This is a genomic window from Xylophilus sp. ASV27 (genome assembly GCF_016428875.1).
Taxonomy (GTDB): domain Bacteria; phylum Pseudomonadota; class Gammaproteobacteria; order Burkholderiales; family Burkholderiaceae_C; genus Xylophilus.
Genome location: NZ_JAELTO010000019.1, coordinates 1 through 21,603, shown reverse-complemented (window position 1 = coordinate 21,603; position 21,603 = coordinate 1). Strand labels below are relative to the sequence as shown.

Annotated in this window: 22 protein-coding genes and 1 pseudogene; 4 read left to right on the top strand and 19 right to left on the bottom strand. The window is 69.9% G+C overall.

Annotated elements, in window-relative coordinates:
• Window positions 1–10 precede the first annotated feature (10 nt).
• Window positions 11–169 (bottom strand): DUF3309 family protein, encoded by a 159-nt coding sequence (locus JHD63_RS06265; RefSeq protein WP_198969886.1) that lies wholly within the window; start codon window positions 167–169, stop codon window positions 11–13.
• A 247-nt stretch (window positions 170–416) separates the two neighbouring features.
• On the opposite strand from JHD63_RS06265, the gene JHD63_RS06260 reads away from it, so the two are divergent.
• Window positions 417–2,105 (top strand): long-chain fatty acid--CoA ligase, encoded by a 1,689-nt coding sequence (locus tag JHD63_RS06260; protein ID WP_198969885.1) that lies wholly within the window; start codon window positions 417–419, stop codon window positions 2,103–2,105.
• A 27-nt stretch (window positions 2,106–2,132) separates the two neighbouring features.
• Here the strand turns inward: JHD63_RS06260 and JHD63_RS06255 are convergent, their stop codons facing one another.
• The 7 genes from JHD63_RS06255 to JHD63_RS06225 form a co-directional block, all read right to left on the bottom strand.
• Window positions 2,133–2,702 (bottom strand): DUF1439 domain-containing protein, encoded by a 570-nt coding sequence (locus JHD63_RS06255; protein ID WP_198969884.1) that lies wholly within the window; start codon window positions 2,700–2,702, stop codon window positions 2,133–2,135.
• A 38-nt stretch (window positions 2,703–2,740) separates the two neighbouring features.
• Window positions 2,741–3,538, bottom strand: coding sequence for an amino acid ABC transporter ATP-binding protein (locus JHD63_RS06250; protein WP_198969883.1), 798 nt, complete (start codon window positions 3,536–3,538; stop codon window positions 2,741–2,743).
• Window positions 3,522–4,175, bottom strand: a complete 654-nt coding sequence (locus JHD63_RS06245; protein ID WP_198969882.1) for an amino acid ABC transporter permease — start codon at window positions 4,173–4,175, stop codon at window positions 3,522–3,524. The genes JHD63_RS06250 and JHD63_RS06245 overlap by 17 nt, the downstream gene beginning before the upstream one ends.
• A gap of 13 nt (window positions 4,176–4,188) precedes the next feature.
• Entirely contained in the window at window positions 4,189–4,851 is a 663-nt protein-coding gene (locus tag JHD63_RS06240; RefSeq protein WP_198969881.1) for an amino acid ABC transporter permease, read from the bottom strand.
• A gap of 36 nt (window positions 4,852–4,887) precedes the next feature.
• The gene (locus JHD63_RS06235; RefSeq protein WP_198969880.1) at window positions 4,888–5,679 is read right to left on the bottom strand and encodes a transporter substrate-binding domain-containing protein; all 792 of its coding nucleotides are present in this window, start codon (window positions 5,677–5,679) and stop codon (window positions 4,888–4,890) included.
• Window positions 5,676–6,419, bottom strand: a complete 744-nt coding sequence (locus JHD63_RS06230; RefSeq protein ID WP_198969879.1) for a GntR family transcriptional regulator — start codon at window positions 6,417–6,419, stop codon at window positions 5,676–5,678. The genes JHD63_RS06235 and JHD63_RS06230 overlap by 4 nt, the downstream gene beginning before the upstream one ends.
• Window positions 6,420–6,572: 153 nt before the next feature.
• Complete coding sequence (locus tag JHD63_RS06225) at window positions 6,573–7,964, bottom strand: NAD(P)/FAD-dependent oxidoreductase (RefSeq protein ID WP_198969878.1); 1,392 nt, start codon at window positions 7,962–7,964, stop codon at window positions 6,573–6,575.
• Window positions 7,965–8,020: 56 nt separating this feature from the next.
• On the opposite strand from JHD63_RS06225, the gene JHD63_RS06220 reads away from it, so the two are divergent.
• Complete coding sequence (locus JHD63_RS06220; RefSeq protein ID WP_198969877.1) at window positions 8,021–8,779, top strand: 2OG-Fe dioxygenase family protein; 759 nt, start codon at window positions 8,021–8,023, stop codon at window positions 8,777–8,779.
• 166 nt (window positions 8,780–8,945) lie between these two features.
• Window positions 8,946–9,383: a universal stress protein gene (locus JHD63_RS06215; protein WP_198969876.1), complete on the top strand. Its 438-nt coding sequence runs from the start codon at window positions 8,946–8,948 to the stop codon at window positions 9,381–9,383.
• A 105-nt stretch (window positions 9,384–9,488) separates the two neighbouring features.
• On the opposite strand, the gene JHD63_RS06210 is transcribed toward JHD63_RS06215, so the two are convergent.
• The 9 genes from JHD63_RS06210 to JHD63_RS06170 form a co-directional block, all read right to left on the bottom strand.
• A complete protein-coding gene (locus JHD63_RS06210; RefSeq protein WP_198969875.1) occupies window positions 9,489–10,244 on the bottom strand; it encodes an SDR family NAD(P)-dependent oxidoreductase in 756 nt (251 codons plus the stop codon).
• Window positions 10,245–10,260: 16 nt separating this feature from the next.
• The gene (locus JHD63_RS06205) at window positions 10,261–10,911 is read right to left on the bottom strand and encodes an RluA family pseudouridine synthase (protein ID WP_233167707.1); all 651 of its coding nucleotides are present in this window, start codon (window positions 10,909–10,911) and stop codon (window positions 10,261–10,263) included.
• A gap of 314 nt (window positions 10,912–11,225) precedes the next feature.
• Complete coding sequence (locus JHD63_RS06200; RefSeq protein WP_198969873.1) at window positions 11,226–13,337, bottom strand: PAS domain-containing hybrid sensor histidine kinase/response regulator; 2,112 nt, start codon at window positions 13,335–13,337, stop codon at window positions 11,226–11,228.
• A 14-nt stretch (window positions 13,338–13,351) separates the two neighbouring features.
• A complete protein-coding gene (gene gcvH / locus JHD63_RS06195) occupies window positions 13,352–13,726 on the bottom strand; it encodes a glycine cleavage system protein GcvH (RefSeq protein WP_198969872.1) in 375 nt (124 codons plus the stop codon).
• 95 nt (window positions 13,727–13,821) lie between these two features.
• Window positions 13,822–15,117 carry a TRAP transporter large permease gene (locus tag JHD63_RS06190; protein ID WP_198969871.1) on the bottom strand — a complete coding sequence of 432 codons (1,296 nt, stop codon included), beginning with the start codon at window positions 15,115–15,117 and terminating at the stop codon, window positions 13,822–13,824.
• A gap of 115 nt (window positions 15,118–15,232) precedes the next feature.
• Entirely contained in the window at window positions 15,233–15,745 is a 513-nt protein-coding gene (locus tag JHD63_RS06185) for a TRAP transporter small permease (RefSeq protein ID WP_198969870.1), read from the bottom strand.
• Window positions 15,746–15,929: 184 nt separating this feature from the next.
• Window positions 15,930–16,940 carry a TRAP transporter substrate-binding protein gene (locus JHD63_RS06180; protein ID WP_198969869.1) on the bottom strand — a complete coding sequence of 337 codons (1,011 nt, stop codon included), beginning with the start codon at window positions 16,938–16,940 and terminating at the stop codon, window positions 15,930–15,932.
• A gap of 107 nt (window positions 16,941–17,047) precedes the next feature.
• Window positions 17,048–18,748, bottom strand: a complete 1,701-nt coding sequence (locus tag JHD63_RS06175) for an electron transfer flavoprotein-ubiquinone oxidoreductase (RefSeq protein WP_198969868.1) — start codon at window positions 18,746–18,748, stop codon at window positions 17,048–17,050.
• A 148-nt stretch (window positions 18,749–18,896) separates the two neighbouring features.
• Entirely contained in the window at window positions 18,897–19,757 is an 861-nt protein-coding gene (locus JHD63_RS06170) for a metal-dependent hydrolase (RefSeq protein WP_198969867.1), read from the bottom strand.
• 111 nt (window positions 19,758–19,868) lie between these two features.
• Here JHD63_RS06170 and JHD63_RS06165 point away from each other — a divergent pair, with 111 nt between their 5' ends.
• Window positions 19,869–20,522 (top strand): TetR/AcrR family transcriptional regulator, encoded by a 654-nt coding sequence (locus tag JHD63_RS06165; protein WP_233167705.1) that lies wholly within the window; start codon window positions 19,869–19,871, stop codon window positions 20,520–20,522.
• Window positions 20,523–20,578: 56 nt separating this feature from the next.
• On the opposite strand, the gene JHD63_RS06160 is transcribed toward JHD63_RS06165, so the two are convergent.
• Together JHD63_RS06160 and JHD63_RS06155 are read right to left on the bottom strand one after the other, a co-directional pair.
• Window positions 20,579–21,160 (bottom strand): peroxidase-related enzyme, encoded by a 582-nt coding sequence (locus JHD63_RS06160; protein ID WP_198969866.1) that lies wholly within the window; start codon window positions 21,158–21,160, stop codon window positions 20,579–20,581.
• Window positions 21,161–21,201: 41 nt separating this feature from the next.
• Window positions 21,202–21,603: pseudogene (locus JHD63_RS06155) on the bottom strand (hypothetical protein); the annotation flags it as partial.

Here is a 21,603-nt window from a genome sequence, read left to right as displayed (position 1 = left end):
CGGCGCGGGTTCATATGCGGCCCATCAGCAGCAGCACCACCACGATCACGATCACGAGGCCCAGGCCGCCGCTCGGGCCGTAGCCCCACGAGCGGCTGTGGCCCCAGGTGGGCAGGGCGCCGAGCAGCATCAGGATCAGCACGATCAGCAAAATGAAGGAAAGGGACATGGCCGGAACTCCTCGGATGGTTTTGGATGGCGTCGGGCGGCCTGTTTGAGGCTGATCCGGCGAAAGACAGCCCGCATGGTGCGGCCGCATTCCGGGGGCCACGGCAGGACCGGGGCCTGAGGCAGCGTCAGGGATATGCCCGCCATGGTCGGCCGGCGGCCCGCGCGTCGCGCAGGCGACGCGGGCCAGGGCCGTCCCGGTAGGCGGCCCTGGCCCGCGGCGCTAACCTGTGCCAGAAGGAGTTTTCATGCGCCCGCACTACAAGTTCTGGCCGCGGCGGCTGCCGCACCACCTGACGCCGCCCGTCACCTCGCTCTGGGACAATCTCGCGGTTTCGGCGCGCCGCTATCCGGACAAGACCGCGCTGGTGTTCTTCGACCGCAGCACCTGCTACGCCGAACTGGCGGCGCAGGCCGAGCGCCTGGCGGCCTTTCTGGCGCGCCTGGGGGTCGGCAAGGGCGACCGCGTGCTGCTCGACATGCAGAACTGCCCGCAACTGGTCATCGCGCACTTCGCCATCCTGCGCGCCAATGCCGTAGTGGTGCCGGTCAACCCCATGAACCGGGCCGAAGAGCTCAAGCACTACATCACCGATTCCGACGCCCGGGTGGCCATCACCACCGCCGACCTGGCCGGCGAACTGGCCCGCGCCAGCGATGCGCTGCCGCAGCCCGGGCGACTGCGGCACCTGATCATCACCCACTTCACCGATGCCTTCGATGCCGACGCCACCGGCGGCGATGCGCCGCCCCAGGCCTGGCGCGACTGGCTCTGCACCCGCCACGCGCCGCCCGCGCTCGCCGGCGGGCAGGTGCATGCCTGGTCCGGCGCCATCGCCTGCGCCGACCCGCCGCCCCCGCTCGACACCGGCGCCGAGGACCTGGCGCTGCTGCCCTACACCAGCGGCACCACCGGACTGCCCAAGGGCTGCATGCACGTGCACGCGGGCATCCAGCACAACACGCTGGCGAGCTTCCACTGGGGCAACGGCACGCCGGCCAACATCGCGCTGGCGGTGATCCCGATGTTCCACATCACCGGCATCGTGAGCATGATGCACACCAGCATCTACGGCGGCGGCGCCCTGGTGGTGATGCCGCGCTGGGACCGTGACCTGGCCGGGCGCATGATCTCGCGCCACCGCGTCACGCACTGGACCAACATCCCCACCATGGTGATCGACCTGCTGGGCAGCCCGCACCTGCGCGACTACGACCTGTCGAGCCTGGCCTACATCGGCGGCGGCGGCGCGGCCATGCCGCAGGCGGTGGCCCAGCGCCTGCTCGATGAGTTCGGCCTGCGCTTCTCGGAAGGCTACGGCCTGACCGAGACCGCGGCGCCCTCGCATTCCAACCCGCCGGACGCGCCCAAGCAGCAGTGCCTGGGCATTCCTTTCGTGAGCACCGACGCGCGCATCCTCGATCCCGATACGCTGCAGGAACTGCCCCCAGGCGAGCAGGGCGAGATCGTGATCCACGGCCCGCAGGTCTTCCGCGGCTACTGGAAGCGGCCCGAGGCGACGGCCGCGGCCTTCATCGAGATCGAGGGCAAGCGCTTCTTCCGCTCCGGCGACCTGGGCCGCATGGACGAGGACGGCTACTTCTTCATGACCGACCGCCTCAAGCGCATGATCAACGCCTCGGGCTTCAAGGTCTGGCCGGCCGAGGTCGAGGCGCTGATGTTCCGGCACCCGGCGATCCAGGAGGCCTGCGTCATCGCCACGCGCGACGCCTACCGCGGCGAGAGCGTGAAGGCGGTCGTGGTGCTGCGCCACGGCTTCGAGGCGACCACGGCGGAGGACATCATCGCCTGGTGCCGCGAGAACATGGCGGTCTACAAGGCCCCGCGCCAGGTCGCCCTGGTGGCCGCGCTGCCCAAGAGCGGCAGCGGCAAGGTGATGTGGCGCGCGCTGCAGGAGGCGGAGGGCTGGCGCTGAGCGGTGGGTGCCGGCGCGCGCGGCCGGCTACCGCACCTCCACCTTCAGCCCGTCCTCGACGACGGTGATCTCTCCGATCTCCACCGGACGGTTGCCCAAGCGCAGTTGCTCGGGCGTGAAGGTGTGCAGCGGGCAATCGCGCAGCACCTGCTGGGCCACGAACGCGCCCAGGGCCTGCAGGTTGCGGGCGTCGTCGGCGGACAGGCCCTGCAGCTCCAGCCGCTCCGTCGTGGGCTGGTACAGCCGCACCGCGCGGGCCGCGGCGTCGAAACGCAGTCCGCTGCTGATCGCCAGCACGCCCGACAGCGGCGTGGGCAGCAGCAGGGGGTTGCGCACCAGCGTGTCGGTCGTGACCACCAGCCGGTTGGCCCGCGGCAGCAGCGTGACGCGCGGGTGGGACAGGCGCAGCTCGAAGATCTCGGCATAGCGCATGCGCACCGGAAAGCGCGGCTCGATGCCGGCCTGGATCTGCTCGCGGCTCAGGGTGTATTCGCTGGTCCAGATGTTGTAGCCCGCATGGGCCACGGCCGGCAGCGAGACGGCCAGGACCAGGATCTGGCGGCGGCGGATGCCGGATGTCGAGGGGGCGCGTGGCATGGGCGGTTCGACCACGCCCGGGCGCCTTCGTTCCCGTATCAGTCGTTCAGCGAGGAAAGGAACTGCTTCAGCTCCGGCGTCTGCGGGTTGCCGAACAGCGCCGCCGGCGGCCCGGCCTCGTGCACGCGGCCCTGGTGCATGAAGATCACGCGGTCGGCCACCTTGCGGGCAAAGCCCATCTCGTGCGTGACCATGAGCAGGGTCATGCCCTCCAGCGCCAGCGACTCGACCACGCGCAGCACCTCGCCGACCAGTTCCGGGTCCAATGCCGAGGTGATCTCGTCGCACAGCAGCACGCCGGGCTCCATGGCCAGCGCGCGGGCGATGGCCACGCGCTGCTGCTGGCCGCCGGAGAGCTGCTCGGGCCGGGCGTCGAACTTCTCGGCCAGGCCCACGCGCGCGAGCAGCCGGCGCGCGTGCTCGGCCGCGTCCTGCTGCGATTTCTTCTTGACCAGCGTGGGCGCCAGCATGATGTTGCGGCCCACCGAGAGGTGCGGGAACAGGTTGAAGCCCTGGAAGATCATGCCCACGCGCTGGCGCAGCGCGCGCATGGCCTGCGGGCTGTCGTGGACCAGCGGCTGGCCGTCGACGGTGAGGGAGCCGTCCTGGAACACTTCCAGCCCGTTGATGCAGCGCAGCAGCGTACTCTTGCCCGAGCCGCTCTTGCCGATGATGGCGATCACCTCGCCGCGCGCCACCTGCAGGTCGATGCCCTTGAGCACCTCGTGCGCGCCATAGGACTTGCGCAGGCCGTGGATGGCGACGATGGGCGCGCCCGGCACGGCCGGCGGCAGCGCGGCGTCCGTGACGGCGGGGGATTCAGCGGCGGTCTGCATGGAGTTTCCTTTCGAGCGCGCGGGCGTAGAGGCTGATGGGCAAGCACAGCGCGAAGTACATCAGCGCCAGGCAGCCATAGACCACGAAGGGCTTGAAGGTGGCGTTGGAGATCATGCTGCCGGCCTTGGTCAGCTCGACGAAGCCGATGACCGAGGCCAGCGCCGTGCCCTTGACCACCTGCACCAGAAAGCCCACCGTGGGCGCCACCGCCAGGCGCGTGGCCTGCGGCAGGATCACGTGGCGCAACTGCTCCCGCAAGGACAGCGCCAGGCTGCCCGAGGCCTCCCACTGGCCCCTGGGCACGGCCTCGACGCAGCCGCGCCAGATGTCGGTCAGGTAGGCGCTGCTGTAGAGCGTGAGCGCCAGCGCGGCGGCGAACCAGGGCGAGGTGTCGATGCCCAGCAGCGCCACGCCAAAGTAGGCGAGGAACAGCTGCATGAGCAGCGGCGTGCCCTGGAACAGCTGCACATAGCCCGCCACGAAGCGCCGCGCGATCCTGCCGCTCGACAGCCGCAGCACCAGCAGCGCCAGCCCGACGATGCCGCCGCCGACGAAGGCCATCAGCGACAGCGCCACCGTCCAGCGTGCTGCGAGCAGCAGGTTGCGCAGGATGTCCCAGAGGGTGAATTCGACCATGGCAACCCTCTTCTCAGCGGCCGAAAACCAGGCGCGGCCCGGCCCACTGCAGCAGCCGGCGCAGCGCGATGGCCAGCGCCAGGTAGAGCAGCGTGGCGACGATGTAGGACTCGAAGGCGCGGAAGTTGCGGCTCTGGATCAGGTTGGCGGCGTAGCTCAGCTCGGGCGTGGAGATCTGCCCGCACACGGCCGAGCCCAGCATGACGATGATGATCTGCCCGGTCATCGCCGGCCAGACCTTGGCCAGCGCCGGCGGCAGCACCACGCGCGTGAAGATCTGCACCCGGCCCAGCGCCAGGCTCTGCGCGGCCTCGATCTGGCCGCGCGGCGTGGCGGCAATGCCGGCGCGGATGATCTCGGTGGCGTAGGCGCTCAGGTTCACCACCATGGCGATCACCGAGGCCGTCTCGGGCGAGAGCTTCACCCCCGCGGCCGGCAGGCCGAAGAAGATGAAGAACAGCTGCACGATGAAGGGCGTGTTGCGCACCAGCTCCACATAGGCGCCGACCACCCAGTGCAGCCAGGTGGGGCCGCTGGCGCGCGCCCAGGCAAAAGCGATGCCCAGCGCCAGGCCGAGCACCGTGGCCACGGCCGTCAGGCCCATGGTCCAGCAGATGCCGTGCAGCAGCAGCGGCCACTCGGTCAGTACCGCGCCAAAGTCGAACTGGATGCGCATGGGGCAGCGTCCTCGTCGTGCAGTGTGCGGGCGTGTTTACTGCGGCAGGTCGCCGGCCGGGCGGCCGAGCCACTTCTGCGACATCTTGTCGAGCTCGCCGCTCTTCTTGGCGTCGGCCAGGATCTCGTTGACCTTGCCGCGCAGCGCGTCCTCGCCCTTGGCCACGCCGATGAAGTTGGGGCTGTCCTTGAGCAGCAGCTTGTACTCGGCGCCGACCTGCGGGTTCTTGGCCATCATGTTGCCGGCGACCGAGGCACTGGTGGCCACCACCTGCGTCTGGCCGGCGACGAAGGCGGCGATGGTGGCGTTGTTGTCCTCGAAGCGCTTCACATCCACGCCGGGCGGGATGACCTTGGACAGCTCCTGGTCTTCCATGGCGCCGCGTGTCACCGCCACGCTCTTGCCGGCCAGGTCGGCAAAGCTCCTGATAGGCAGGCTCTTGGGCGCGAACACGGCCTGGAAGAAAGGTGAATAGGAGTAGGTGAAGTCGATCACCTTCTCGCGCTCGGGATTCTTGCCCAGGGTGGAGATCACCAGGTCCGCCTTCCTGGTCTGCAGGTAGGGAATGCGGTTGGCGCTGGTGACAGGCACCAGTTCGGCCTTGACACCCAGCTTGGCGGCGATCAGGCGGGCGGTGTCGATGTCCAGGCCCTGGGGCTGCAGGTCGGTACCGACGAAGCCGTAGGGCGGGTAGTCGGTCGGGATGGCGATGCGGATGGTCTTGGCCTTCATGACGTCGTCCAGCGCGGACTGCGCATGCACGCCGCAGGCGGCGAAGGCGGCGAGGGTGGCAAGGCCGAGGGCGAGCGGGCGGCGGGCGAGGTTCATAGCAGGGCTCCCAGATAGGTGGCGGGGTTTTCGGAAACGGATGCCCGGGCGCCGGCGGGCGACTTGGCGACCGGCGCCAGGGCATCGCGCAATGCGCGCAGCGGGTCTTCTTCGGCGGCCGCCGGCTTGAGCCGCAGCGCGGCCTGCACGGTGCCGATGTGCTCGGACATCAGCCGCTCGGCCAGGGCGGCGTCGCCCGCCTCCAGCGCGGCGACGATGCGCACGTGGTCCTCGCAGGACTGCGCCGCGTCGTGCGAGGACTGGTAAAGCATGGCGATCAGCGTGGTGCGCGCGGTGAAGTCGCGCAGCGTGTCGGCCAGCAGGTGGTTGCCCAGGCACTCGGCCAGGCAGACGTGGAAGTCGCCGAGCAGGAAGCTGCGCGCGCCCACGTCGCTGCCGCGCACCGCGGCCTTCTCGCGCTGCAGGTGCTGCTTGAGCTGGCGGATCGCCTCCTTGCCCACCGGGGGCATCTGGCGGATCAGGCCCAGCTCGATCACGCGGCGTGCCTCGAAGGCCTCGCGCGCCTCGTCCTGCGAGGGCTCGACCACGAACCAGCCGCGCCGCGCGCTCACCGTGACGATGCCGCGCGTGGACAGCCGCGCGAGCGCCTCGCGCACGATGGTGCGGCTGCAGTCGAACAGCAGCGCGAGCTGCTGCTCGCCCAGCCGCGTGCCGGGGGCGAGCTTCTGCGCCATCACGGCTTCGATGATGCGGCTGCTGATCTCGGTGGCGGAAGGCATGCCGTGGGTACAGCAGATTCCGTGCCACTGGTATACAAGCCTAGGCGAGCACAGGTGCATCTGCTGATGCACCAGGAGCGATCCCGGCATGCACCGTGCACAGGCGCGGCGCACCGCGCACGCGCGGAAAAAAGCGGGCCGTGGCCCGCTCGTTCAGTCTGCCTCGCGCTCTGCTGGCGGGGCGTCGGCCTGCGGATGCCGCACGCCGGTGACGATGCGGGCGGGCCGGTGGTAGCGGAAGTAGGCCGTGGCCCAGTCGGCCAGCACCGCCACCCGGTTGCGGAACCCGATCAGGAACCAGATGTGGGCGAACAGCCAGAACAGCCATGCCAGCGTGCCCGAGAAGCGTATCGGCCCGAGCGGCGAGGTCAGGTCCACCACCGCCGCGTGGCGGCCGATGGTGGCCAGATTGCCGTAGTCGATGTAGCGAAAGGGCAGGGCGGGGCTGCCCTTGAGGCGGCGCAGGATGTTGGCCGCGGCGGTGCGGCCCATCTGCTTGGCGCCTGGGGACACGCCCGGCACCGGCTGCGGCTCACGGCCCGGGGCGTAGCTCCTGGCGGCGGCCAGATCGCCGATCACGCTGATCTCCGGATGCCCGGGCAGCGACAGGTCGGGCTCGACCGCCACGCGGCCTGCGCGGTCGATCTGCGCGCCCGTGGCCTGGCCCAGCAGGCGGCCCAGGGGCGAGGCGGAAACGCCCGCGGCCCAGATCATGCAGTTGCTATTGATTCTATAGCTGGAAGCCGAGGCGTTTCCTGGGCTTGAGGCTGATTCAACCTGAAGTCCGTGAGCGTCGATGGCGGTCACGCGGGCGCCGGTGCGCACGTCCACGCCGAGCCGCTCGAGCTGCTCGCACGCGCGCGTGCTCAAGGCCTCGGGGAACGCCTGCAGCACGCGCGGCCCGCCTTCGACCAGCAGCACATGGGCGCTGGCGGGGTCGAAGTTGCGGAACTCGCCCGGCAGCGTGCGCCGGGCGATCTCGGCCAGCGTGCCCGCCATCTCCACGCCGGTCGGGCCGGCGCCGATCACGACGAAGGTCAGCAAGGCGGCGCGCGCGGCCGGGTCGGTCTCCTTCTCGGCCGCCTCGAAGGCCAGCAGCACGCGCCGGCGGATGGCGAAGGCGTCGTCCAGCGTCTTCAGGCCGGGCGCATGCTCGGCCCACTCGTCATGGCCGAAATAGCCGTGCGTGGCGCCGGCGGCAACGATCAGGTAGTCGTAGCGGAGCTGGCTGCCATCGGCCAGGGACAGCGCATGCGCGGCCGGGTCCACGCCCACCACCTCGCCCAGCAGCACCGTGGCATTGGCCTGGCGGCGGAACAGGTGGCGGATCGGCGCGGCAATGGATGGCGCGGCCAGGCCCGCGGTGGCGACCTGGTAGAGCAGGGGCTGGAACAGGTGATGGTTGTTGCGGTCCACCAGGGTCACGTCCACCGGCGCATGGCGCAGGGCGCGCGCGGCCTCCAGGCCGCCGAAGCCGCAGCCGACGATCAGCACCCGCGCTCGTTGCGTCGCAGGCGGGGCACTGGGGGGGGGCGATTCTTTCATGCGCGGCATCATGCACCAGCTCGCGTGGCTGCGCTCGGTGGGGTTAAGCTCGCCGCATGACCGCCACGTTCGATCCTCCGTACACGCCGTTCGAGCGCCTGCCATCGCAGATGCGCATGCTCGGCCATGCCGTGCTCAGCGCCGCCGACGTGCGCCGCTGGAGCGGCTGCGACCCGCTGGCGCTGGAAGCGCTGCGCGCGGACTGGGAGGGGCTGGAGGCGGACCAGTACCTGAAGGACGGCGGCCGCTACCGGCGCCGGCGCCATGCCTGCTTCGTGGTCGATGGGCAGGCCGTCTCGATCGTGCCGCACCGCGCCCACTGGCAGCCGCTCGAATACAACGCGCTGCATGGCGGCATGGAGCGCTGGTTCGCGCCCATGCTGCCGCAGACGGCCGCCGCGCCCGCCTGGCTGCAACTGCTGCGCGCGCTGGCGGCCCTGGCCAGCACCCTGCGCGGCGCGCAGCCCTGGTACCTGGAGGCGCACCAGTTCCGCATCGACACCACCGACGGCATCGGCCGGCCCACGCCCGAGGGCGCGCACCGCGATGGCGTGGACCTGGTGGCGGTGTTCCTGATCGGGCGCGAAGGCATCAAGGGCGGCGAAACCCGCGTGTTCGAGGCCGCCGGGCCCGGCGGCCAGCGCTTCACGCTGACCGAGCCCTGGTCGGTGCTGCTGCTGGACGATGCGCGCATGATCCACGAGACCACCCCGATCCAGCCCCTGGCCGGGGGCGGCCACCGCGACACCCTGGTGGTGACCTGCCGCGCCGGCGGCTTCCAGGGGCCGCAGGACGCGCCATTGCGCAGTACATGAAACCCAAGGCCGCGGCGCAGGCCACGCCAGGACATCCGCGGAACCGGCCTTGCCGGACCGCGGGATCTGTGCCCTGTGAGGGGTTTGGCGAAGATGCGAAGCGCGCAGCCGGCGCGATCCCAGATGGTGTAGGGTCGCGCCATCATCCACTCAGAAGAGCAACACCATGTTCAAGCACATCCTGGTCCCCATCGATGGTTCCGAGACCGCGCAGCGCGCGATGGCCAAGGCGGCCGGCCTGGCCAAGGCCTTCGGCAGCGAAGTCTCCGTGGTCTATGTGATCGACCCCTATCCGTTCACCGGCGTCGGCACCGACCTGGCCTATGGCCAGGACCAGTACCTGACCGCCGCCACCAACGAGGCCAACGGCGCGCTGGAGGCCGCCAAGGCGCTGGCCGCCCAGCAGGGCGTGGAGGCCGACGTGATGGTGGTCGAAGGCCATGCCGTGCACCGCGGCATCGCCGAGACGGCCGAGAGCGTGGGCGCCGACCTGATCGTCATGGGCTCGCACGGCCGCAAGGGCCTGGAGAAGCTGGTGCTGGGCAGCGTCACCCAGAGCGTGCTCGGGGATGTGCACATTCCGGTGCTGGTGGTGCGGGAATGAAGCGCCCGGGGCCGCATCGGCACGGTTGCGGCAAAATCTTGACGAAAAGTGGCTGTAGCCCAGGATCCATCTGGGCTTCTAGCTATTTATTTCGTAGCTGACGCCTCAGTCCCGCACATCCGCCACCGGCTCGGCGCCGAAGTCCGGGCGCGCCAGATAGGCGAGCACGCGCGCGGCGGCGTCCTGCGGCGACAGCAGGCGGTGCTCGGCGCGCAGCGCCGTGAAGCGCGACCGGTCGGGAAAGGCGCCGGCGTCGGCGCTGCGCAGGTGCTGCTGCATGCCGGTGTCGATCACGCCGGGCGCCAGCGCGCACAGGCGCGCCCCGTGGGGCAGGCGGGCCTCGTCCAGCGCGGCGCAGCGGGTGAACATGTCCATGCCGGCCTTGGCCGCGCAGTAGGCCGACTGCGAGGCCATGGGCCGCCGGCCCAGGCCGGAGGAGATATTGAGCACCCGGCGCGGCACGGTCCAGCCGCGCGTGGCGCCCAGGAAGGCGGAGGTCAGCCGAATGGCGGCCTCCAGCCCCACGCGCAGGGCGCGGGCGGTGTCCTCGTCGCCTGCATCGCGCAGCGGCACGACGGCGGGGATCATGCCGGCGTTGTTGATCAGCGTGGCGCCGGACCAGGGGGCGCCGCCCGTGGCCAGCCGTTGCTGCAACTGCCGCACGGCGGGGCCGGCGTCCTGCAGGTCGTGCGCCCACTGCTCCAGCGCCGCGCCCTGGGCCGCGGCCTGCGCCGCCAGGGCCGGATCGGCATGGCGGGAGATGCCGACCAGGTGCACTCCGGGTTGCACCAGTTGCTCTGCCATGGCACGGCCCATGCCGCGCGAGGCGCCGGTGAGGATGTAGAGGTGGGGCAGGGTCATGGCGTGTGCTCGGAGTTCAGAAGGGGACGGCGCTGTCGAAGCGCAGGGGCGTGCCGCGCATGGGCTGTACCAGGGCCAGGGCTGCGGCATGCAGCAACAGGCGCGGCGCGCGCGTCTGCGCCGCCGCGCCGGCATAGAGCGCATCGCCCAGTATCGGGTGGCCGATGGCCTGCAGGTGCACCCGCAGCTGGTGCGTGCGGCCGGTGAGCGGCGCCAGCTCCAGCCGCGCCGCCCGGCCACCGTCCACCTGCGCCAGCAGCCGCCAGCGGGTGGTGCTGGGCTTGCCGTGCACGTCGTCCACCTTCTGCAGCGGCCGCCTCGGCCAGTCTGCGGCCAGCGGCAGGTCGATGGCGGACCAGCCTGCGGCGTCCACCGGCGCGGCCTGCGGCACGCCCTCGACCACGGCCACGTAGCGCTTGTCCACGGCGCGCGTGGCAAAGGCGTGGCCCAGGCGGCGCTGCGCCTGCGCATGGCGGGCGAAAACCATCAGGCCCGAGGTCGCCATGTCCAGCCGGTGCACCACCAGCGCGCCGGGCCAGGCGGCCTGCACCCGGGCGCTCAGGCAATCGGCCTTATCCGCGCCGCGTCCCGGCACGGCCAGCAGGCCGGCGGGCTTGTCCACCACCAGCAGGTCGTCGTCGAGGTACAGCGGCGCGGGCACTGTCATGTCAGTCATCCGCGGCGCCCCCATGCACCCCAAAGGCACCAAAGGCCGCGGAGCAGGCCATGCCAGGACATCCACGGAACCGGCTCCGCCGGGCCGCAGGATGCGCCCCCTTTGAGGGGGAAGGCGAAGACGCGAAGCCTGGGGGTGGTCCTATTCCAGCGCCACCCGCAGCGAATGAAACCCAAAGGCACAAAAGGCCGCGGAGCAGGCCATGCCAGGACATCCGCGGATCCGGCTTTGCCGGGCCGCAGGATGTGCCCCCTTTGAGGGGGAAGGCGAAGACGCGAAGCGCGTAGCCTGGGGGTGGTCCCACCTCACCCCCCATCGCCCTTGAGCACCAGCCGCTGCACCGTCGCGCACAGCTCTTCCACGTCGTTGGGTTTGTGGATCAGGGCGCGCGCGCCGGCCTCGCGCGCGGCGGCCTCGATCTCGGCGGTGACGTAGCCCGAGGCCAGCGCCACCGGCAGGTCCGGCCGGATGGCGCGGGCCTCGCGCAGCAGGTCGATGCCGCTGTAGCCGGGCATGCTGTAGTCGGTCACCAGCAGGTCGTAGCTGAGCGGCTCGGCGCGCAGCGCGCGCTCGGCCGCGCGCGGGTCGGAGAAGCCGCTGACCCGGAAGCCGCGGCGGCGCAGCAGGCGCTCGACCAGGAACACGAGCGCCTGGTCGTCGTCCACGTACATGACGTGGCGCCCCGAGCGTTCGGCGCTGGCATGGCTGCTGGCGGCCGGCCGGTCCGGCTGCGCGAGCGGCGCGGCGCTCGGGACCGACGCCGCGGGAAAGTACAGCGTGAAGATGCTGCCCCGGCCGGGCGCGCTCTGCACGTCGGTGGCGCCCTGGTGGCTGCGCATCACGCCATGCACCACGGACAGTCCCAGGCCGGTACCCTTGCCGACTTCCTTGGTCGTGAAGAAGGGCTCGAAGATGCGCGCCAGCGTGGCGGCCTCGATGCCGGCGCCGGTGTCGTGCACCGCCAGGGCGGCGTAGACGCCGGGCGCCAGCCCCAGCCGCTCGCACAGCGGGGCATCGGGCCGCGTGACCTGCAGATCCACCAGCACCGTGCCGCCGCCCTCGCCGATGGCCTGGATGGCATTGGTGCAGAGATTAAGCACCGCCTGCCCGATCTGCGTGGCGTCGCCGGCCACCGGCGGCAGGTCGCGGCCGATCTGGACGTGCAGCCCGACGGCCGGCGGCAGGGTGACCCGCAGCAGCCGTTCGGTTTCCCGGACCACGTGTTCGAGCGACACGGGCCCGTGCTGCGTGGGCTCGTTGCGGCTGAAGGTGAGGATCTGGCGCACCAGGTCGCGCGCGCGGCGGCCGGCCTTGCCGACCTCCTCCAGGCTTTCCAGGGCGGGCGAGGCCGGATCCAGATCGGCGCGGGCCAGCTCGACGTTGCCGAGGATGGCCGAGAGGATGTTGTTGAAGTCGTGCGCGATGCCGCCGGCCAGCGTGCCCATGGCCTGCATCTTCTGCGACTCGCGCAACTGCGCCTCGAGCAGGGCGCGGTGCGCATCGGCCTTCTTGCGCCCGGTCAGGTCGCGCGCGAAGACGGTGGTGGTCTCGCCGCCGGAATGGCGCTCGAAGGACACGCTGATCTCCACCGACAGCTCGCGCCCGCCCGCGGTGCGCGCGGTGCGTTCGCCGAGCATGGCCTGGGTCGAGATCTGGGCGAATGCCAGGGCCTGCGACGCATCCGGCAGGAAGCGCTCCAGCGGGCTGCCCAGCGCGTCGGCCGGTGAGCACTGGAACAGGGCCGCGGCGGTCGGGTTGAACACGGTGATGCGCTGATGCTGGTCGACGCAGATGATCGCGTCCAGCGCGGAATTGATGACGGCCTCGAGCCGCCGCTCGCCCTGGTAGAGCTGCTCGTTGCGCTCCTGCAGTGCCATGGCGCTTTGCTGCAGTGCGCGGCGCTCGGCCAGCAGCGGGCCCTGGTCCACCACGGCACAGATGAACTGCGCTGCGGCGTCGCCGCTTTCGTGGGGCGCGTCGAGCCGGCGCACGTGCAGGTCGCCGGTGATGGTGCCGGCCTCGCCGATGTTGAATACCACTTCGGCCACCTCGCCATGCCCGCTGCGCAGCGCCTCCTGGAAGCAACGGCTGACCTTGGCCGTGTGGCCGGGGCTGACGAAGGGCATCAGCGACACCAGCGGCCGGTCGCGCTCGGTGGGCTGGAACATGCGCTGGGCCTTGGCGTTGCCCTGCACCACCATGTCGTGGCCGTCGATCACCATGAGCGCCAGCGGCACGCTGGCAAACAGGGTCTCGAAGCGCTCCGAGGCCCCTTCGGCCGCCGCGCTGCTGTAGCGCAGCACCCGGTTCTGCGCCTCGAGTTCCGCCACCAGTTGCCGCAGCTCCTCGTGTCCGGGCTCTGGCGCCTGCGGCGCCGCGGGGCGCGGTTGCGGCTTGCGCCGCGTTGCCTTGACCATGGGGCAGCGGCGCCTCAGGCGTTCTGGGCGTATTGCGTGTAGGCCGGCTCGTCGAGCAGGGCGTCGAATTCCAGCATGTCCGAAACCAGCACCTTGAAGAACCAGTCCTCGCCCATCGGATCGCGGTTGGCGAGCGACGGGTCGCTGCGCAGCACCTCGTTCACCTCGACGACCTCGCCCGAGACCGGCATGAAGACGTCGGCAGCCGTCTTCACCGACTCGACCACGGCCGCGACCTCGCCCTGCCGGAAGACCTTGCCCACCGGCGGCAGGTCGACGAAGACGATGTCGCCCAGGGTTTCCTGGGCATGCAGGGTGATGCCGACGGCGGCCGCCTCATGGTCGGCGATGTCGATCCACTGGTGCTCGCGGGAATATTTGACGGTCATGGCAAGGGCTCCTGGAAAAACGCGTCCGGCGCGCGCGGCCGGCCAAAAGCGCCAAGTATGCCGGTGCCGGACGCGGAGCCCTCATGGGCCGATGGCTATTTGATGAAACCCCAGTGCCGCGGCAACCAGGTGGACAGGCCGGGCAGGAAGGTCAGCAGCACCAGCACCACCCCATGCGCCCAGAGGAAGGGCAGCAGTTCGCGCACCAGCTGCGACATCGGCACCCTGGACACGTTGCAGGTGACGAACAGCAGCCCGCCCACCGGCGGCGTGATCATGCCCAGCGTGAGGTTGTAGATGACGATCATGGCGAAGTGCACCGGGTCCACGCCCAGCTTGAGCGCCACCGGCGCCAGGATGGGCGCCAGCACCATCACCCCGGGCAGCGGCTCGATGAAGATGCCGAACAGCAGCAGGAAGACGTTCACGATGATCAGGAACGTCCACGGCGACAGGTTCATGCCCGCCAGCCATTCGGCCATTGCCTGCGGCACGCCTTCGATGGTCGGGATCCAGGCGAAGGAGGCCGACAGGCCGATGATGATCAGCACCGAGGCCGACAGCAGCGCCGAGCGCGAGAGGATTTCGGGCACGGACTTCCATTCCAGCGTGCGATAGACGTACTTGCCGCACACCAGCGCATAGAACACTGCCACCACCGAAGCCTCGGTGGGCGTGAACCAGCCCGCGCGCATGCCGCCCAGGATCACCACCGGCAGCAGGATGGCGGGCAGCGCCTTCCAGGTGGTGCGCAGGATGTCGGCCAGCGGCGGCAGGCGGCCGTCGCCGCGGTAGTTGCGCTTCCTGGAGACGTGGAAGTTGACCACGCACATCGCCACGGCGATCAGGATGCCGGGCACGATGCCCGCCACGAACAGCGCACCCACGGACACCGTCTCGTCCTGCAGCGCGTAGATGATCATGATGATCGAGGGCGGGATGATCGGCCCGACGATGGCGGTGGAGGCGGTCAGGGCCGCGGCGTAGGAGCGGTCGTAGCCGGCGCGGTCCATCATCTTGATCAGCATCGAGCCCGGGCCGGCCGCATCCGCCAGCGCCGAGCCGGAGATGCCCGAGAAGAAGGTCAGCGACACCACGTTGGTATAGCCCAGCCCGCCGCGCTTGTGGCCGACGAACTGGCCGGCGAACTTCAGCAGCACCTCGGTCAGCGAACCGCCGCTCATCAGCTCGGCCGCCAGTATGAAGAAGGGCACGGCCATCAGCGGAAAGCTGTCGATGCCGCTGAAGGTTTCCTTCAGCAGCACCAGCAGCGGATAGCTCTCGGCCAGGATCAGCGTGGCCGCGGTGGCCAGCCCCAGCGCAAACGCCACCGGCACGCCGATGGCGAGGAACACGCAGGCCGAAACGATCAGAACAATGCTTGCGTCCATGGCAGCGGGTATTGGGTTTTGGCGAGGAACACCGTGGAGCTGGCTTTGCCAGGCCACTGGTGTTGCCCCCGGAAGGGGGTTGGAGAAGGCACGAAGCGCGAAGCCTGGGGGCGAATCACAGCGACGCCGAGGCATTGGCGTCGAAATGCGCGTCCGAAGCGAACTCGCGGCGCAGCACGTAGCCGCGCACCACCAGCAGGAAATGCACGATCAGCAGCAGCCCGCCGATCGGCATGGCCGCGTAGATCCAGGCGAAGGGAATCTGCGTCACGGCGGTCATCTGGAACATGGTGCGCTCCATGTAGAGCCAGCCATACCAGACCATGAAGCCGAAGAAGCCGAACAGCAGCGCCGCCACCAGCACCCGCATGGCGATGCCGCCGGCGCGCGGCAGCGCGTCCTGCAGGTTCTCGACCGCGATGTGGCCGCCGTAGCGCAGCACCGGGCCGGCCCCCAGGAAGGTCAGCCAGATCATCATGTGGCGGGAGACCTCTTCGGCCCATTCGAGCGACTGGCTGGTGAGATAGCGCAGCGCCACGTTGACGAAGATGATGACCGACATCGCGGCCAGCAGCAGGATCAGGGCCCAGCGGTTGGCGCTGAGGAAATAGCGTTCGAAGGCTTGCACGTTGCGTGTCCTGGGTGGCGGAGCAAAACAAAGGCGACGCTGAGATGGCGAGGATTTGCAACGCCGCAGGCCGCCCACGGCAGGGATGCGCGACACGCGAGGGACTCGTTCAGCGTTGCCAAAGGCCGCCCGAGGATCCGGGGACGGTCGGGCGGCGGCAGGGGGGATCAGCAGGGCCTGCTGCTCACTGCACGTCCTGGATCCTCTTGATGTTGTCCGCGCCGAATTCCTTGGCGTAGTTCGCGTAGGCGGGCTTGATCGCCTCGCGGAAGGCGGCGCCGTCCACGTTGCGCGTGACCTTCATGCCGGCCTGCTCCAGTTGGGCGATGCCGTTCTCCTCGTCGTCGTTGACCTTCTTGCGCTGGGCCGCTGCGCCGCTCCTGGCCGCGGCCAGGAACACCTGCTTGTCGGCGTCGGAGAGCTTGTTCCAGCTGCGCGGCGACATCAGCAGCAGGGCCGGCGAATACACGTGGTTGGTCAGCGACATGTACTTCTGCACCTGCGCGAACTTGGCCGAAAGGATCACCGGCACCGGGTTCTCCTGGCCGTCCACCGTGCCCTGCTGGAGCGCGCCGAACAGTTCGGGGAAGGCCATGGGCGTGGGCAGGATGCCGAAGGTGCGGTAGCCCTCCATGTGCACCTTGTTCTCCATGGTGCGCATCTTCAGGCCGGCGGCGTCGCCGGGCTTGACGATGTCGCGCTTGCTGTTGGTCATCTGGCGAAAGCCGTTCTCGGTCCAGGCCAGCGCGATGATGCCGTGCTTGGGGAACTGCGCCAGCATGCCCTGGCCGATCGGGCCGTCCATGACCTTGCGCGCATGCGCGTAGTCGCGGAACAGGAAGGGCAGGTCGACGATTCTCATTTCGGGCACGAAGTTGCCTACCGGCCCGGTGGAGGTGTTGAGCAGGTCCAGCGTGCCGAGCTGGATCGCCTCGATCTGCTCGCGCTCGCCGCCCAGCGCCGAGTTGGCGAAATGCTGGCACTTGTAGCGGCCCTGGGTGTTCTTCTCGACCTCGTCGCAGAACACGGTGGAGCCGACGCCGTAGTGCGAGTCCTTGGCCGTGGCGTAGCCGATCTTGAGCGTCGTGGTCTGCGCCTGCGCGGCAGCGGGCAGCAGGCCCTGGATCAGTGCCAGCGCCGCGGCGCCGAGGCCTGCGCGCGCGGCGCGCGGGAGGGCGCGCGATGAAAAGGACATGCGGAAGTCTCCTCGGTGTAGTGCCGTATGGCCGGCACATTATGGGGAGTGCTTCCGCAGTGCAGCATCGGGGTTTTCGTGGATGGAGCGCCCCGCCGGGCACGCGCCTACATGCCCGAGTAGTTCGGCCCGCCGCCGCCCTCGGGCGTGACCCAGACGATGTTTTGCGTCGGGTCCTTGATGTCGCAGGTCTTGCAGTGCACGCAGTTCTGCGCGTTGATCTGCAGCCGCTCGGACTTGCCCCCGGTGGCCTCGTCTGGCACGAACTCGTAGACGCCGGCCGGGCAGTAGCGGCCCTCGGGCCCTGCGTATTTGGGCAGGTTGATGCGCGTGGGCACCGTCGGGTCCTTGAGCGTCAGGTGCGGCGGCTGGTTCTCCTCGTGGTTGGTGTTGCTCACGAACACACTGGAGAGCCGGTCGAAGGTCAGCCTGCCATCGGGCTTGGCATAACGGATCGGCGAGAACGCCGAGGCCGGCTTGAGCCGCTCATGGTCGGGCTGCTGGCGGTGGATCGTCCAGGGCATGTTGCCGCGCAGCAGCTTCTGCTCGATGCCGGTCATCAGGCTGCCTATGGTGCGGCCCTTCTTGAACCAGGTCTTGAAGTTGCGGTCCTTGTTCAGCTCCTTGAACAGCCAGCTCTTCTCGAAGGCCTCGGGGTAGGCGCTCAGTTCGTCGTGCTGGCGGCCGGCTGCGATGGCGTCGAAAGCGGCCTCGGCGGCCAGCATGCCGGTCTTGATCGCCGCGTGGCTGCCCTTGATGCGGCTGACGTTGAGGTAGCCGGCCTCGCAGCCCACCAGCGCGCCGCCCGGGAACACCGTCTTGGGCAGGGCCAGCAGGCCGCCCGCGGTGATGGCGCGCGCGCCGTAGCTGATGCGCTTGGCTGGCTTGGCGCCTTCCTCGCCCTCGAAGTACCAGCGGATGTTGGGATGCGTCTTGAAGCGCTGGAATTCCTCGAACGGGCTCAGGTAGGGGTTCTGGTAGTCCAGGCCGACGACGAAGCCGACAACCACCTTGTTGTCTTCGGCGTGGTAGAGGAAGCCGCCGCCATAGGTGTCGGCCGGCAGTGGCCAGCCCGCGCCATGCACCACCAGGCCGAGCTGGTGGCGCGCCGGGTCGATCTCCCACAGTTCCTTGATGCCGATGCCGTAGCTCTGCGGATCGCTGTCCTTGGCCAACTGGAATTTCTCGATCAGCTGGCGGCCCAGGTGGCCGCGCGCGCCTTCGGCGAACACCGTGTACTTGGCGTGCAACTCCATGCCGAGCTGGAAGTTCTCGGTCGGCTCGCCGTCCTTGCCGATCCCCATGTTGCCGGTGGCCACGCCCTTGACCGAGCCGTCCTCGTGGTAGAGCACCTCGGCCGCCGGGAAGCCGGGGAAGATCTCCACGCCCAGGTTCTCGGCCTGCTGGGCCAGCCAGCGCGTGACGTTGCCCAGGCTGATGATGTAGTTGCCCTCGTTGTGGAAGCAGTGGGGCAGCAGGAAGTTGGGCGTGCGCAAGGCGCTCTTCTCGCCCAGGAACAGGAAGGCGTCCTCGGTCACCGGCTGGTTCAGCGGCGCGCCCATGGCCTTCCAGTCGGGGAACAGCTCGGACAGCGCGCGCGGATCCATGATCGCGCCGGAGAGGATGTGGGCGCCGGGCTCGGAGCCCTTCTCGAGCACCACGACCGATACCTCGCGGCCCTTCTCGGCGGCGAGTTGCTTGAGCCGGATGGCGGTGGAAAGCCCGGCCGGGCCGCCGCCCACGACGACCACGTCGTACTCCATGGCTTCGCGGGGACCGAACTGGGCAATGATCTCGTCGTGGGTCATGAAAGGCTCTTCTCGTCGTGATGGTGGGTGATGGGCTCGGCGCGGGCCTCTGTTCGACACGCACTGCCGCCCGGCGAATTTTATTCGGCGGGCCGTGCCACCCGCGTCGCGCCCGTTTCCACCGTCATCACGCGATCCGGAACTCCTCTCAGCGCACCGGCCGCAGCAGCGCCGCGTGCGCGGCCAGCCAGCGTGCCGCCAGCGTCTGCGCCGGCACCGCGTGCGTGTCCTGCGAAGGGTGGAAGTCGCGCCGGAAGTAGGCCAGCATCGGCCCGGCGCAGCGCCACACCAGGCCGTCGCGGCCCCAGAACAGGCGCAGGCCGTCCGCCCAGGTGGAGGGCCTGAGCAGCGTGCCGTCGCGCCACAGGTTGATCAGCGTCTGCCGTGTGGCGTCAATCCCGAACACCAGGCAGACGTAGAGGTACCAGCGCACTCGCCACCGGTAGCTGCCGCCCAGCGCCTGGTACAGGTCGTAGGCGACCGCGCAGTGCTCGGTCTCTTCGGCGGCATGCCAGCGCCAGACGGTCTGCATGTCGGCATCGGCGCCGTCGAGCCAGCGCGTGTGGCGCAGCGTGCCATCGGCCAGCAGCGCGGTGAAGTGCTCGTAGGCGCAGGTCACGGCCAGGGCATGGCGCGGGTCGCTCACCAACCGGCGGAAGCGCGCGATGCGGGCCGTGGCCCAGTGCTGCCAGCGGTTGACCAGGCCCTGCCGCTCCAGCTCCTCGTTGTAGAGGCCGTGGATGCGCCGGTGCGTGGCCTCCTGGCCGATGAAGCCGGCCACGGTCTCGCGCATGGCGTCGTGCTGCGGCCCCGCGGGCAGGGCGCGCGCGGCGTCGCGCACCGCGTCGATGAAGAACTGCTCGCCCACCGGGAAGCTCATCGACAGCGCGTTGAAGAACTGGGTGCGGTAGGCGCGGCCGCCATGCCAGTGGCGGGCGAAGCCGCGCTTGAGGTCGATCTCCAGTTTGCGCACGATCAGGCGCTCGGGTGGCGGGGTGGCAGGGCGCATGGTGGTTCTCCAGGGGGCGCGCGGCTTGATGCGGGGCGCGTTTCTGAGCATTATTCAGTTTTCGGCGTAGGCCGCTACTCGCCTTGTGCTCAGTTTTTGCAGGAGCCTGCCATGAAGAAGCCCAGCGCCGCGCAAGCCGCGCCCCGCATGCGCAAGCAGCCGACGCAGGCGCGCGCGCAGCGCACCATCGAGACCATCTTCGACGCCACTGCTCAGATTGTGGAAAGCGAAGGCGAGGGCGCCCTGACCACCAACCGCATCGCGCAGAAGGCGGGCTTCTCCATCGGCACGCTCTACCAGTATTTCCCGTCGAAGGAGGCAGTGCTCGCCGCCATGATCCACCGCCAGCGCGACAAGGTGCAGCAGGATCTGCAGGCCATGCTCGACCGCGCCGTGGCCGAGCGGCGCGACGTGCGGGCCACGGTGCGCGAACTGGTGCGGCTGCTGGTGCAGGCCTTCGGCGGCACCACGCGCCCGCGGCGCGCCTTCATCCGCATGGCCTGGCGGCTGGACCACCATGACAACATCACCCAGGCGCTGCGCGAGGGCGCGGACCGCAACGCCCTGGCGCTGGCGCAGCTGATCGACAGCGGCCAGGCGCCCGGCGTGCGGCCGCCCACGCCGGCCATGATGTACGTCGCCACCCGCGCGGTGATGGGCGCGATCCGCAGCGCCTCGCTGGAGGATTCCCCGCTGCTGGGAACGCCGGCTTTCGAGGACGAGCTGGTGCGCATGGTGTGGGGGCTGCTGCGGGCGGAAATCTAGAAGAAAAATGGCTGAAGCCCATGTAAAACCTGGGCTTTTAGCTATAAATAAGATAGCTAAACCTTCTTATCGCGTGGCAACCGGCCCAGCAGGAAGAATTCCGCGTTCGGCTGCATGCCGGTCACGCTGGCGAGTCGGTTGGACAGGCCGAAGAAGGCGGTGATGGCGGTGATGTCCCAGATGTCCTCGTCGTCGAAGCCATGCGCGTGCAGCGCGGCGAAGTCGGCTTCGTCCACCGCGTGCGACTGGTCGCAGACCTTCATGGCAAAGGCCAGCATGGCGCTCTGGCGCGGCGTGATGTCGGCCTTGCGCCAGTTGACCGCCACCTGGTCGGCCACCAGCGGCTTCTTCTCGTAGATGCGCAGCAGCGCGCCATGCGCCACCACGCAGTAGAGGCAGCGGTTGGCCGCGCTGGTGGCGGTGACGATCATCTCGCGGTCGCCCTTGCTCAGGTGGCCTTCCTCCTTCTCCATGAGCGCGTCGTGGTAGGCGAAGAAGGCGCGCCACTCGGCCGGCCGGCGCGCCAGTGCCAGGAACACGTTGGGAATGAAGCCGGCCTTCTCCTGCACCGCGAGGATGCGCGCGCGGATGTCGTCGGGCAGGCCGGCCAGCTCGGCCAGCGGGTAGTGTTCGGTCATGGAGTTCTCCTGTGTCTTACGTATTGTGACCACGCTGGGGTCTACCATGGCTGCAGCGTCTTTGAAGGAGCATGGCCCATGTCCGATTCCGACTTCCGTCCGCCCGCGCAAAAGTCCTCCGCGCTGAAGCCCGTCGCCGCCGCCGTCGTGCTGGCGGTGGCCGCCGGGGCCGGCTGGTGGTACTGGCAGCAGCGCGCGTCCACGCCGCCGGCCCTGCCGGCGCAGGCTGCCGCGCCGGCCGCGCCGCCGGAGCCCCTGTCTCTTATACACATCTCCGAGCCCACGAGACCGTACAGGAAATCGCGTATGCCGTCTTCTGCTTGAAAAGGGGGGGGGGGGGGGGGGGGGGGGGGGGGGGGGGGGGGGGGGGGGGGGGGGGGGGGGGGGGGGGGGGGGGGGGGGGGGGGGGGGGGGGGGGGGGGGGGGGGGGGGGGGGGGGGGGG

Excerpts from the sequence above, each read along its gene's own strand:
- JHD63_RS06225 (WP_198969878.1), bottom strand. The coding sequence starts at position 7,964 with ATGAAAGAATCGCCCCCCCCCAGTGCCCCGCCTGCGACGCAACGAGCG.
- JHD63_RS06170 (WP_198969867.1), bottom strand. The coding sequence starts at position 19,757 with ATGCGCCCTGCCACCCCGCCACCCGAGCGCCTGATCGTGCGCAAACTG.
- JHD63_RS06160 (WP_198969866.1), bottom strand. The coding sequence starts at position 21,160 with ATGACCGAACACTACCCGCTGGCCGAGCTGGCCGGCCTGCCCGACGAC.
- JHD63_RS06245 (WP_198969882.1), bottom strand. The coding sequence starts at position 4,175 with ATGGTCGAATTCACCCTCTGGGACATCCTGCGCAACCTGCTGCTCGCA.
- JHD63_RS06215 (WP_198969876.1), top strand. The coding sequence starts at position 8,946 with ATGTTCAAGCACATCCTGGTCCCCATCGATGGTTCCGAGACCGCGCAG.
- JHD63_RS06220 (WP_198969877.1), top strand. The coding sequence starts at position 8,021 with ATGACCGCCACGTTCGATCCTCCGTACACGCCGTTCGAGCGCCTGCCA.
- JHD63_RS06255 (WP_198969884.1), bottom strand. The coding sequence starts at position 2,702 with ATGCCACGCGCCCCCTCGACATCCGGCATCCGCCGCCGCCAGATCCTG.
- JHD63_RS06235 (WP_198969880.1), bottom strand. The coding sequence starts at position 5,679 with ATGAACCTCGCCCGCCGCCCGCTCGCCCTCGGCCTTGCCACCCTCGCC.
- JHD63_RS06240 (WP_198969881.1), bottom strand. The coding sequence starts at position 4,851 with ATGCGCATCCAGTTCGACTTTGGCGCGGTACTGACCGAGTGGCCGCTG.
- JHD63_RS06260 (WP_198969885.1), top strand. The coding sequence starts at position 417 with ATGCGCCCGCACTACAAGTTCTGGCCGCGGCGGCTGCCGCACCACCTG.
- JHD63_RS06265 (WP_198969886.1), bottom strand. The coding sequence starts at position 169 with ATGTCCCTTTCCTTCATTTTGCTGATCGTGCTGATCCTGATGCTGCTC.
- JHD63_RS06165 (WP_233167705.1), top strand. The coding sequence starts at position 19,869 with ATGAAGAAGCCCAGCGCCGCGCAAGCCGCGCCCCGCATGCGCAAGCAG.
- JHD63_RS06230 (WP_198969879.1), bottom strand. The coding sequence starts at position 6,419 with ATGCCTTCCGCCACCGAGATCAGCAGCCGCATCATCGAAGCCGTGATG.
- gcvH (WP_198969872.1), bottom strand. The coding sequence starts at position 13,726 with ATGACCGTCAAATATTCCCGCGAGCACCAGTGGATCGACATCGCCGAC.
- JHD63_RS06190 (WP_198969871.1), bottom strand. The coding sequence starts at position 15,117 with ATGGACGCAAGCATTGTTCTGATCGTTTCGGCCTGCGTGTTCCTCGCC.
- JHD63_RS06180 (WP_198969869.1), bottom strand. The coding sequence starts at position 16,940 with ATGTCCTTTTCATCGCGCGCCCTCCCGCGCGCCGCGCGCGCAGGCCTC.
- JHD63_RS06210 (WP_198969875.1), bottom strand. The coding sequence starts at position 10,244 with ATGACCCTGCCCCACCTCTACATCCTCACCGGCGCCTCGCGCGGCATG.
- JHD63_RS06175 (WP_198969868.1), bottom strand. The coding sequence starts at position 18,748 with ATGACCCACGACGAGATCATTGCCCAGTTCGGTCCCCGCGAAGCCATG.
- JHD63_RS06250 (WP_198969883.1), bottom strand. The coding sequence starts at position 3,538 with ATGCAGACCGCCGCTGAATCCCCCGCCGTCACGGACGCCGCGCTGCCG.
- JHD63_RS06200 (WP_198969873.1), bottom strand. The coding sequence starts at position 13,337 with ATGGTCAAGGCAACGCGGCGCAAGCCGCAACCGCGCCCCGCGGCGCCG.
- JHD63_RS06205 (WP_233167707.1), bottom strand. The coding sequence starts at position 10,911 with ATGACAGTGCCCGCGCCGCTGTACCTCGACGACGACCTGCTGGTGGTG.